The 12,206-nt window shown below is 64.5% G+C and carries 8 protein-coding genes; 2 read left to right on the top strand and 6 right to left on the bottom strand.

Annotated features, from left to right (window positions below; translation table 11 throughout):
• Positions 1-4 precede the first annotated feature (4 nt).
• The 6 genes from JFU57_RS05440 to pilG form a co-directional block, all read right to left on the bottom strand.
• A complete protein-coding gene (locus JFU57_RS05440; RefSeq protein ID WP_078473544.1) occupies positions 5-472 on the bottom strand; it encodes a chemotaxis protein CheW in 468 nt (155 codons plus the stop codon).
• Positions 465-6,386: an Hpt domain-containing protein gene (locus tag JFU57_RS05445; protein WP_201128401.1), complete on the bottom strand. Its 5,922-nt coding sequence runs from the start codon at positions 6,384-6,386 to the stop codon at positions 465-467. Before JFU57_RS05445 ends, JFU57_RS05440 begins: the two co-directional genes overlap by 8 nt.
• 29 nt (positions 6,387-6,415) lie before the next feature.
• Complete coding sequence (locus JFU57_RS05450) at positions 6,416-8,479, bottom strand: methyl-accepting chemotaxis protein (protein WP_078473542.1); 2,064 nt, start codon at positions 8,477-8,479, stop codon at positions 6,416-6,418.
• 85 nt (positions 8,480-8,564) lie between these two features.
• Positions 8,565-9,104: a chemotaxis protein CheW gene (locus JFU57_RS05455; RefSeq protein ID WP_201128402.1), complete on the bottom strand. Its 540-nt coding sequence runs from the start codon at positions 9,102-9,104 to the stop codon at positions 8,565-8,567.
• An 11-nt stretch (positions 9,105-9,115) separates the two neighbouring features.
• A complete protein-coding gene (pilH, locus tag JFU57_RS05460) occupies positions 9,116-9,481 on the bottom strand; it encodes a twitching motility response regulator PilH (protein WP_020295795.1) in 366 nt (121 codons plus the stop codon).
• A 43-nt stretch (positions 9,482-9,524) separates the two neighbouring features.
• The gene (pilG, locus tag JFU57_RS05465; RefSeq protein ID WP_020295796.1) at positions 9,525-9,932 is read right to left on the bottom strand and encodes a twitching motility response regulator PilG; all 408 of its coding nucleotides are present in this window, start codon (positions 9,930-9,932) and stop codon (positions 9,525-9,527) included.
• Positions 9,933-10,170: 238 nt separating this feature from the next.
• Between pilG and gshB the strand changes: the two genes are divergently transcribed.
• Both gshB and JFU57_RS05475 read left to right on the top strand, forming a co-directional pair.
• Positions 10,171-11,142, top strand: coding sequence for a glutathione synthase (gene gshB / locus JFU57_RS05470; RefSeq protein ID WP_078473540.1), 972 nt, complete (start codon positions 10,171-10,173; stop codon positions 11,140-11,142).
• A 127-nt stretch (positions 11,143-11,269) separates the two neighbouring features.
• Positions 11,270-12,181, top strand: coding sequence for an energy transducer TonB (locus tag JFU57_RS05475; RefSeq protein ID WP_078473539.1), 912 nt, complete (start codon positions 11,270-11,272; stop codon positions 12,179-12,181).
• Positions 12,182-12,206: the final 25 nt, after the last annotated feature.

Raw genomic sequence — 12,206 nt, forward strand, 5'->3', positions numbered from 1 at the left:
AGGCTCAGCCCTCGCCCGGCACCAGCCCCGACGCCACCAGCAAGGCTTCGAGCCCCAGCAGGTCGGGGACCTTGGCCACTTGTTCGGCCACTTGTACCGCGGCTTTTTCCAGGGCGCACAAGGGCACATCGACGTAGCTCAATTGGCTGTCGAGTTTGTGCGAGCGCGGGATGCCCTGGACCAGCAAGGCGATGAACGCCAGGTTCGGCCGCCCGCCCAGGGCGTTGAGCACGACGATCCGCGCCCGGTCGCCAATCACGGTCTTGCCGCCACAGGCCGATTCGAAGCTGAGCAGCGGGATCTGCCGGTCGCGCCAGCTCACCAGGCCCAGGTACCAGGGCGGCGAATCCAGGTCGAACGAGCCGGGCTGGTAATCGATCAGTTCGGCGATCGCGACATTGGGCAGGACCAGGGTCCGGTCGGCCAGGGGCAACAGCAGCCCGGTCAGGTTGCTGGCGCGGTGATCAAGCATGGGGTTTGCTCCACAGGGCGATGCTTTCGAGCAATACCGACTCTTGGTAGGGCTTGCCCAGGTAGTCGTTGACGCCGATGGCCATGGCCCGGTCGCGGTGCTTCTGCCCGGTGCGCGAAGTGATCATGATGATCGGCAGGTGCTGCAGGCGCGGATCGCTGCGCACCTGCATCGCCACTTCAAAGCCGTCCATGCGCGGCATTTCGATGTCCAGCAGCATCAGGTCCGGCAGGTGCTCGTCGAGCAGGAGCATGGCGTCCACCCCATCCTTGGCGGTCAGCACGTTCATGCCGTGACGCTCCAGCAGGCGGCTGGTGACCTTGCGCACCGTGACCGAATCGTCCACCACCATGACCAGCATCGGCCGTTGCGGCTCGGCCTCTACCGGCCCTTCCTCGTTGCCCGCCACCTGCTGGCGCGGCAACCAGCTCTGCTGGACGCGGATATGGGCCAGCAAATCGAGAATCAGCACCACCCGGCCATCGCCGAGGATGGTCGCGCCCGACAGCCCCTGTACCGCCGAGAACTGCGGGCCAAGGCTCTTGACCACGATCTCCCGGCTACCGGCCATGGCATCGACCTGCACCGCGATCCGGTGCTCGTTGTAATGCACCAGCAGCACCGGCAGCGGCAGGCTCTGGCCCAGCAGTTTCGGGCGGCCGACGGTGTGCAGCAGTTCGCCGAGGTAGCACAGGTCGTAGCGCTGACCGGCGTATTCATAACGCGGCGGATCGAGCTGGTAATAGCTGTCGAGCTCCACCGGCAGTACGCGGACGATGCCTTCGATGGTGTTCAGCGGGATCGCGTATTGCTCGTCGGCACACTGCACCATCAGTGCCCGATTGACCGACACGGTAAACGGCAGGCGAATCCGAAAGTGCACGCCCTGCCCCGGGATCGAGTCGATGCTCATGGTGCCGCCCAACTGCCGCACCTCTTCATGCACCACGTCCATGCCCACGCCGCGCCCGGAAATCTGGGTGATTTTTTCCGCCGTGGAGAACCCCGGCTGCATGATGAATTGCAGCACGTCGCGGTCGCTGATTTCGAGGTTCGGGTCCAGCAGCCCGCGCTTGATCGCCTTGCTGCGCACCGCCTCCAGCGGCACCCCGGCCCCGTCGTCACGCATGTCGAAAACGATGTCGCCACCTTCGTGTGCCAGGTCCAGGGTGATCCGGCCCTGGGCCGGCTTGCCCACCGCCAACCGCGCCTCGGCCGATTCCAGGCCATGGTCGACGGCGTTGCGCAGCATGTGTTCCAGGGGCGCCACCATGCGCTCCAGCACGTTGCGGTCCATCTCGCCCTCGGCATTGCCGACGACGAACTCGACCTCCTTGCCCAGTTCGCTGGCGACCTGGCGCACGATGCGCTTGAGGCGCGGCACCATGCGTTCGAACGGCACCATGCGCGTGCGCATCAAGCCTTCCTGCAATTCGGTGTTGATTCGCCCCTGCTGCTGCAGCAGGTTGTGTGCGTCGTGATTGCGGCGGTCGAGGGTTTCCTTGAGGTCGAGCAGGTCGGAGGCCGACTCGAACAAGGCCCGCGACAGCTGCTGCAACTGGGAATGGCGGTCCATTTCCAGCGGGTCGAATTCTTCATAGCCCAGGCGCTCGGCCTCCACCTGCTGGCGGCTGAGGATGCGGCCCTGGGTTTCGGTGTCGAGCCGGCGTAGTTGGTCGCGCATGCGCTCGATGGTGGTTTCCATCTCGCTCAGGGCCACCCGCGCATCGTTGACCTGCTGTTCGATACGCCCGCGAAAGATCGAGGTTTCCCCGGCCAGGTTGACCAGGTCATCCAGCAGCTCAGCCGACACCTTGACCATGTCCCCGGCCGGAGCCTCGACCACCGGCACAGGCGTCTCAGGCTTGCTCGGCGGCGGCAGGCTGAGCAGCGCTGGCGGCGGGCTGGGCTCGACAGAAGGATGGGTAAACGCCCGGATCGCTTCGATCAGGCTGTCGGCGGGCTTGATCGGCTGCCCCGCGCGGGCCGCATCGAGCATCTGCGCCAGCCGGTCGTGGCTGCTTTGCAGCAGGCTGAACAACGCAGGGGTGGCGTGCAGCAGCCCGGAGGACAGGCCTTCGAAGAGAAACTCCAACTCGTGGGCCAGGTCGCCGATCGGGGCGATTTCCACCATCCGCGCCCCACCCTTGAGGGTGTGCAGGTCACGCAGCAGGGTTTCCACCTCCTGCCGCCCCTGGGGCTCGGCCTGCCAGCGGACCAGCGCCGCAGCAGAGCTGTCGATGATGTCGAAACCTTCCTCGAGGAAGATCTCCAGCAGCTCCGGGTCATGGGCGGCCGAATCACTGTCGGCCAATGGCTCCACGACCTCGGGGGCGACACTCGCCCGCTGGCGGAAACGGCTGATGGCCTCGATCAGTTCCTGCGGTTCATCCAACGGCTGTTGTCGCTGCAACTGCTCCAGCAGCACTGCCAGTTGATCGTGGCTGTGCTGCAACAGCTGCGCCAGCTCCGAGCTGTGCTGGTAACGGCGGTCCACCAGGCCCTGGTACAGGTTTTCCAGCTCATGGGCCAGGTCGCCCACCGGCCCGACGGCGGCCATGCGTGCGCCACCCTTGAGGGTGTGCAGGTCGCGCTGCAAGGACAACAGCGGCGCGCCGTTGTCCGGGTCGGACAACCAACGTTGCAGGGCCTGGCCCGCACTTTCCAGGATATCGACTGCCTCTTCGAGGAAGATCGCGACAATTTCATCGTCCTGCTCCGGCAAGTCCGCAGCCTGCCCCAGCTCGGCGGTGGCAGCCCCCAGTTCACTGATGCTCAGGGTGCGGCTGCCGTCGCTGCGGATCAGCCCGGTGGCCGTCGGGTCCAGGCCTTCCTCGAGCAACTCGCGCAAGGCCCTGACCCGCGCCGGTTGCGGGCTGACCACCTGCCCGGCGGCCAGCTCGTCGAGCATATTGATCAGCGCTTCATGGGCGCTTTCGGCCTCGTGGAAGAAGCGCTCGCTGACCGCCAGGCTGCTTTCCTCCACCGCCCCATACAGGTCGAGCAAGGCTTCGCACAACTCATCCATCGGTTGCAGATCGGCCAGGTGCGCGCCCTCGCCCAGGGTCGTCAGCTCATCCAGCAGCGCGCTCAGTTCCTGACGCGCGCCGGGGTGCTGCTGCCAGCGGCGCAACAGGTTTTCGGCGTCCAGCAGGATGTCCATGCCCTGGGCCAGGAAGTTGTTGATCAGTTGCGGGTCGCGCTTGATGCGCAGCCCGCTGGCAGGGGAATTGAGGAGTTTTTCCAGGCGCTCGCCCAGCAGGGCCTGGGTGCGGTCGATCAATGCCCGTGCCCCGTTGATGGGCGCCTGGGGGTCGTTGCCCAACTGCTTCAGGCCACGGCGAAACAGGCCCTCGGCCTCCAGCAGCAGCTCGACTTCATCCAGGTCGAGGGCGATCAGGTGCGCGCGATACTCCCGGGCCAACTGGTCAAGAGGCGCCGCCAGCTCGGCAATCGGCAAGACCCCGGCCATCGAGGCACTGCCCTTCAGGGTGTGCAGGGCCCGTTGCAACTCGTCGCTGGCCTGCAACGGCAGGTGCTCGGCGGCGTGGTCGAGAAAGCGATTGATGCTGTCGAGGTGGGTTTGCGCTTCATTGCGGAAAATCTCCAGCAACTGCGGATCGAGAGCACCGCTCGCCGTGTGCTCCACCGGCTCGGCGTCATCGCCCTTGGCCAGGGCATGGGCACGGGCCGCCAGTTGGTCGACATCGTCACGCTGACGCTGGGCCTGGGCGGCGAATTCGGCGATCAGCTCCGGCAGCAGCTGCACCACCTCGCCCAGCAGTTGCCAGACCTGGGGCCCGGGCTCGACGCTGCGCTCCAGCACCCGGTTGAGCAGGTTCTCGACGGTCCAGGCCAGTTCCCCCAGGACCAGCGCACGCACCATGCGCCCACTGCCCTTGAGGGTATGGAAGGCGCGGCGCAGCTCACTCAGCGCGGCCTTGCTCGCGGGATCGGCCGACCAGCGCGGCAAGTACTCGCGCAGCACCTCCAGCACCTCGTCGGTTTCCTCGAGGAACACTTCCCGCAGCTCATCGTCCACCGGTGCTTCGTCCCGCGGCGGCGGCAGCAGGCTGCCCGGGGTGTTGAGCGCCGGCGGGTTGAGGGCCGACACCGGGCTGGCCAGCACATCAGCCAGGGACTGCACCACCTGCGGGTCGTCGAGTTCCTGCAGGTCCTGCATCACCAGGGCTTCGCCGGGGCTGAGCACATCGTCGAGAAGCGGCACCTGTTCGACCGGCACATAACCCAGCGCGGCCAAGCCCTGCTCGGCCACATCGAGGATTTTCTCTCCGGGGGCCTCGGGGTCTTCGCTCAGGCGCTCAAGGTAATACTCGATGCTGGTGATCACGTCGGCCAGGCTGTCCAGTTGCTGCCACTCGGGGCGGACCGGGTCGGGCAGCAGGTGTTCACGGATAAAGCTGTTGCAGGCTTCGAGCAGGCTCGCGGCGCGGCTCAGGGGAATCATCGCCAGCGCCCCGCGCACCTGGGTCAGCAGCTCGGGCAAGGGCAACAGGTGCTCGCGGTCCCAATCGGCGTCGATGTATTCGACGATCAGGTCCTTGGCCTGTTGCAGACACAGCCGCGCTTCCTTGATCACCAACTGGTGGATCTGGGTCAGGTCGGTGGTGGGCAGGCGGCTTTCTTCGCGGCTTTCAGGCTCCACGGTGCCGACCATGCCGGCCAGGGTCGCCTCGACATACAGCAAGGCGCCGGCCACATCCATCAGCACCGCGTCATTGGGTTCGCGCTGGCCCTGGGCCAGGCTCTGGACCACCGCCAACTGGTCGATGATCACCTTGCGCGGCTGGCCAAAACCCAGCACCGCGAGGGTGTCGGCGATCTGCCGCAACGGCGCCAGCAGGCTGTCCAGGTCATCGGCGTGCTGCCGGTCGCTACGCACGAACAGATCCAGGCGCTCCTTGACCCGTACCAGCTCCTCGCACAGCGCGGCCAGGACCGAGCGCATGGCGTCGCGGTCGGGGCCCGCCATGCGTGCGCGCTCCTCGTCGACCAGAGCGCTGTCGGGCAGCGCGTCGTCCAGGGCGTAGCGTTCTTTCATGATCTGCATCTGCGGGGTGGGATGACGGGCCTTGGCGATGTAAAACAGCAGGCTCTTGAGCAATTCGTCCGGCGCCGGCTGGTTGACCCCGGCGATGCCTTCCTCGAACAGGCGCTTGAGCTGGCGGTCGACATCCTTGAGCAGGCTGCGCACCGCCGGGCTGTTGGCCACCACCTCATGGCGCATGCCGTCCACCAGGGCCAGGGAAATCTGCCACAACGGCCCCAGCGGCGCGTTCTGGCACAAGGCTTCAAGGCGCTCGAACACGCGGGTCATATAGGACAGGCTGTTTTCCACATCCTGTTCCCGCAGCAGGTCCACCAGCGCGGTTTGCAGCATATGCCGCAGTTTGCGCAACAAGACCTGCCATTGCCCCGGATCCAGCTCGGCCAGGGCCGCCGCGTCGAGCGGCGCGAGGCTGGGCAGCAGGGGGCTGAACAGGCTGGTTTCCGAGAGCAGGCTCTCGCCACGGGCACTGCGCAGGTCGTTGAGCAGCGGCAACACCACCAGCGGCAGGTCGCGCCGCGCACTTTGCACCCGGTCCAGGTATTGCGGCAGTTGAGTGATGGCCTGCAACAACAGGCGGATGGCTTCGTCACGCTGGGACACACGGTGCTGCTGCAAGGCCAGGGCCAGTTGCTCCATCTCTTCGGCCAGCAGCGCCGCGCCATAGAACTCGACCATCTGCAGGCTGCCATGGACCTGATGGATGCCCTCCAGGCACTGGCCGATGGCGTCGGCCGCCAACGGCTCATCGAGCAGATGCTCCAGCGCCTGATAGGCCTGCTTCAGGGTCTCGGCAATTTCGCCCTTGACCCATTCGAGGGCCACATAGTCGTGCCGATCAACCATAACCACTCCAGTCAAAGTCTTCGTCTGCCTTAGCGTTTGTCACCCGGGGCGAGTTCCCGAGAGGCCGGCAAGGTGAAGCCGGACACCGAACGCCGCAGTTGGCTGGCCATTTTCGCCAGGTTGCCAATGCTTTCAGCCGTCGCGGTGGAACCGGACGAAGTTTGTGAGGTGATCTGCTGGATCACGTTCATGGTCAGGGAAATCTGCCCGGCCGATGAGGTCTGCTGCTGCGCCGCATTGGAAATGCTCTGGATCAGCGCCGCCAGGGTCTTGGACACGCCTTCGATTTCTTCCAGGGCCACCCCGGCGTCCTGGGCCAGGCGCGCACCGCGCACCACTTCGGAGGTGGTCTGCTCCATGGAGATTACCGCCTCGTTGGTGTCGGTCTGGATCGCCCGCACCAGGGTCTCGATCTGCCGCGTGGCCGCCGAAGAGCGCTCGGCCAGACGCTGCACCTCATCGGCCACCACTGCAAAACCGCGCCCGGCGTCCCCGGCCATGGAGGCCTGGATCGCCGCGTTCAGGGCGAGGATGTTGGTCTGGTCAGCGATGTCGTCGATCAGACTGACAATGTCGCCGATCTCCTGGGAAGACTCACCCAGACGCTTGATGCGCTTGGCGGTGTCCTGGATCTGCTCGCGGATGTTGTCCATGCCGTGGATGGTGTTGTGCACCACCTCATTGCCCTTGTTGGCGATCTCCACCGAACGCTCGGCCACCGCCGACGACTCGGCAGCGTTGGCCGAGACCTGGTCGATGGACTGGGCCATGTCGTTGATCGCGGTGGAGGCTTCGGAAATCTGCTGCGCCTGATGCTCCGAGGCTTCGGCCAGTTGCATGGCGGTGGCCTGGGTTTCCTGCACGGCACCGGCCACCTGGCCGGCGGTGAGGTTGATGGTGGCCACCAGGTCGCGCAGTTGGTCGACGGAATAGTTGATCGAATCGGCGATGGTTCCGGTGAAGTCTTCGGTGACTGAGGCCGTCACCGTCAGGTCGCCGTCGGCCAGGTCTTCGATTTCATCCAGCAGGCGCATGATCGCGTTCTGGTTGCGCTCGTTCTTTTCAGCGGTCTCGCGCAGTTGGCGATTGGTCTCGCGCACCATCACCAGGCCGATCAGGATGATCGACATCAGCGCCAGCAACCCCAGGACATAACCACCAATGGTGTCCAGGGAGCGGCCACCGGCCAGGTTCTCGAAACCGTTGGCCAGGCGCGAGGCTTCATCGAGCAGGGTTTGCGAAAGGCTGAAGATATTGCTCGCGGACTCGCGAACCTGGAACAGCTCGGGAGAGGTTTCGAGGATTTCATCCACCGAGCCCGAGACGAACTCGAACAGCTCGGAGATCTCGGCCAGCCGGGCGCGGGCATCACGGTCTTCGACCTGGCTGATCTTCAGCGCCGGATTGCCCTGCAACATGCCGTTCAGCACCTGGCCAAAGCGTGCCGCATCGCGCCCGAAGGCATCGGCGGCCTGGACCGCATTCTCATCCCCGGCGAGCACGGTGTTCACCGCGCCCAGGATCCGTTCCGCCAGCAGCGACTGACGCTGGGCCACGGCCACCTGGGCCGCCGGCGCGCCACGCTGGAGGAGGATTTCGACCACCTTCTCGTACTCCACCTGCAGTTGCGGCACGGTTTCGGCGAGGGTCGCGGCCACTTGATGCAAGGACAGCACGGTCTGTTCGCTGGCAAGAATGGCGTCGGTGTTCTTCAGCAGTTTTTCCCAGTCCTGCTGCACGGCGTGCATTTCATCGCGCACGGCCAGCGGCGCGCCGGGCAGGCCGGTGGCCGGGTCGCCTTTTTTCAGGTAACCCCAGCGCTGGGCAAAATCGTTGCGCGCATCACTCAGCAGCTTGAACGCGGCAGCCTTGCCGGCGGCGGCTTCGGTGGCGTTCTTGGCAATGCGCTGGGACAGCACCCGCAGCTCGCCGGCGTGGCCGATGTACTGCTTGTCGTAGGTGGCCTGGGTGTTGAGGTAAGCGAAGTTGGCGAACAGCAGCATGATGAAAATGATCAGCGCGATAAACAGCACGATGATCTGCGAGCGGCTGCGCGAACCTTCCACGGGCTTGGCGGTTTTGGCTTTTATCATCGATCAGGCCTGTGGCGAGCGAGCATGCCCGCGTTGTAAGTGCACAGCGCTCATGACGGGCCCCGCGGCGGCGATGCCTGGCGGTTCACAGCGCTACATCCATAAATCCCGAGGAACCGGCCAGGGCAAAGGGGCTGAACACCTGCCACACCTGGTCGCGTTCGAAACGGCCTTGCAGGTAGGGCGCGATCGCCCCCTGGGCCGGCTCGGTCACGCTGGCTTGCAGGCTGTCCTGGGCAAAATGCTGCATGCCGACGACTTCATCCACCATCAGCCCGGCAAACACCTCTTTGTGCTCGACCACCAGCACCCGGCGTTGCTTGCGCAGTGCCGAGAGCTCATGGCCGAGGAAACCGCACAGGTCCATGACCGGCAGCAGCCGCCCCCGCAGATTGGCCACGCCCTTGACCCAGGATTTCACCCCGGGCAGGACGGTGTAGCGCGGTTCATGCAGGACTTCGCTGACTTCGCCCATGGGCGCCACGTACCACTGCTCACCGATGCGAAAGCCGATCCCGCTCCAGCTGTGCTGGCGGGTTTCCTGGGACGGCAGGTCCGCCGCCAGCAGGCGGCAGCGCCGATCGATATCGAGCAGCAGCTCGAACGCGGTTTGCGACTCGGCCATGGCGCTGGCCGTCAGCCGGCCAGAACGTTGTTCAGGGTCTTGATCAGGGTTTCTTCATCCACCGGCTTGGTCAGGTAGTCCTTGGCGCCCTGGCGGGTGCCCCAGACCTTGTCGGTCTCCTGATCCTTGGTGGTGATGATGATCACCGGGATATGGCTGGTTTCGGCGTCCTTGGTCAGCTGGCGGGTCGCCTGGAAGCCATTGAGGCCTGGCATGACGATATCCATCAGCACCGCGTCGGGTTTTTCCTGGCGGGCCAGGGCGACGCCGTCCGCGCCGTTTTCGGCCTTGAGGACTTCATGACCGTGCTTTTCCAGCATGCCGGTCAGTTTGTACATTTCAGTCGGCGAATCATCGACGATCAGAATACGTGCCATGGTCTTCCCCATACGAATAGGCGTTCGGCCCCTTGGCTGAACGTCAATGTGCTTGTTCTACTGCGGCGAAGCCCGGGACATGGGCCTTGATCGCGTTCAGCAGTTCTTCCTTGCTAAAGGGCTTGGTCAAAAATTGGTCGGAACCGACGATGCGGCCCTTGGCCTTGTCGAACAGACCGTCCTTGGAGGACAGCATAATCACCGGCGTGGACTTGAAGGCACTGTTGTTCTTGATCAGGGCGCAGGTCTGATAGCCATCGAGGCGCGGCATCATGATGTCGACAAAAATGATCCCGGGGTGATGATCGGCAATCTTGGCCAGGGCCTCGAAACCGTCAACCGCAGTGATGACTTCACAGCCCACGTTCTTGAGCAGCGTTTCAGCCGTGCGGCGAATCGTCTTCGAGTCATCGATCACCATCACCTTCAAGGCGCTGGAATGCTGTTCCATATTCTGCTCTACCATCGCCACAGCGAATCGATTTAATGCCGGTACCGCCTGGTAAAGCCCCAAACCCTTGATGTTCAAGGCCTGGGCGCGGCATGCGAGCCTTTTTAGCATACTCTCAGAATGCAATCTATCGGCCGACCGGCAAGGCGGTTTTTCCTTGACCGGGAACCGCCCGAGCGCCACTCTGACGCCACTTTTTCAAGCCATTGCGCCCACTAAATTTTCGAGGAAACAGCCCATGAGCGTTCGCGTCGGGATTGTCATGGACCCTATCGCCAGCATCTCCTATAAAAAGGACAGCTCGCTGGCCATGCTGCTGGCCGCCCAGGCCCGCGGCTGGACCCTGTTCTACATGGAACAGCGCGACCTCTACCAGGGCGCGGGCGAGGCACGGGCACGCATGCGTCCGCTGCAAGTCTTTGCCAACCCGGAAAAATGGTTCGAGCTGCAAGACGAAATCGACAGCCCGCTGAGCGATCTGGACGTCATCCTGATGCGCAAGGACCCGCCGTTCGACATGGAGTTCGTCTACTCCACCTACCTGCTGGAGCAGGCCGAGCGCGCCGGAGTGCTGGTGGTCAACAAGCCGCAGAGCCTGCGCGACTGCAACGAGAAGCTGTTCGCCACGCTGTTCCCGCAGTGCACGCCGCCGACCGTGGTCAGCCGCCGCGCGGACGTGCTGCGTGAATTTGCCGCACAACATGGCGACGTGATCCTCAAGCCCCTGGACGGCATGGGCGGCACCTCGATCTTCCGCCACCGCGCCGGCGACCCGAACCTGTCGGTGATCCTGGAAACCCTGACCGCCCTGGGCGCCCAGCAGATCATGGGCCAGGCCTACCTGCCGGCGATCAAGGATGGCGACAAGCGCATCCTGATGATCGACGGCGAGCCGGTGCCTTATTGCCTGGCGCGAATCCCGGCCGCCGGTGAAACCCGGGGCAACCTTGCCGCCGGCGGACGTGGCGAAGCCCGCCCGCTGACCGACAAGGACCGCTGGATCGCCGCTCAGGTCGGCCCGACCCTGCGGGAGAAAGGCCTGCTGTTCGTCGGCCTGGATGTGATCGGCGAGCACCTGACGGAAATCAACGTCACCAGCCCGACCTGCATCCGCGAAATCGACAATGCGTTTGGCACCAACATCGGTGCGCTGCTGATGGATGCCATCGAGGCCAAGCTGCAAGTGGCAAGCCGCAAGCCACAAGCTTGATGTGGATCATGTACAGCCTGTCGCTTGTCGCTTGAAGCTCGCAGCTTGAAACCAACATTGCGTTATCATGCGCCGCCTGTGAAACGCGCGATGTTGGTTTTGTGATGCCTCCTGTGATGTTGAACCGATGACACTCCCGTCCGACCTGCCCCTCGACCTCCCTCCCGAGCTCGCGCATAGCGGTGTGCGTGCGGCTGATCGTCTCGGTTTCACACTGTTTCTCGCCGCCCTCCTGCACCTGGCACTGATTCTCGGCCTGGGCTTCTCCTTCGCCGAACCCAAGCAGATCACCAAGACCCTGGAAATCACCCTCGCCACCTTCAAAAGCGAGACCAAGCCGAAGAAGGCCGATTTCCTGGCCCAGGACAACCAGCAGGGCAGCGGCACACTGGACAAGAAGGCGATCCCCAAGACCACCGAGGTTGCGCCGTTCCAGGACAACCAGGTGAACAAGGTCACGCCGCCGCCCGCCGCCAAGCCCGAGGTCAAGGAAGCCGCGCCCAAGGCCGCCGTCGCCACCACCGCGCCAAAACCGAAAAAGACCGTCACCAAGCGCGAAGAGGTCAAGACCGAAGCCGCGCCCAAGCCTGCGGCGCCGACCTTCGACAGCTCGCAGCTGTCCAGCGAGATCTCCAGCCTCGAAGCCGAACTGGCCAATGAGCAGCAGCTGTATGCCAAGCGCCCGCGCATCCATCGCCTGAGCGCGGCCTCGACCATGCGCGACAAGGGCGCCTGGTATAAGGACGAATGGCGCAAGAAGGTCGAGCGCATCGGCAACCTCAATTACCCCGAGGAAGCCCGGCGCAAGCAGATTTACGGCAACCTGCGACTGATGGTCTCGATCAACCGCGACGGCTCGCTGTATGAAGTGCTGGTGCTGGAGTCGTCCGGCCAGCCGCTGCTGGACCAGGCGGCGCAACGCATCGTGCGCCTGGCCGCGCCTTTTGCCCCTTTTACCGGTGACCTGTCGGATATCGACCGCCTGGAAATCATTCGCACCTGGAAGTTTGCCCGGGGCGACAAGCTTTCCAGCAACTGACGCCCTGTCCGTGGCCAGGGAGCCT

Origin of the sequence: Pseudomonas sp. TH07, assembly GCF_016651285.1 — a bacterium.
Classification (GTDB): domain Bacteria; phylum Pseudomonadota; class Gammaproteobacteria; order Pseudomonadales; family Pseudomonadaceae; genus Aquipseudomonas.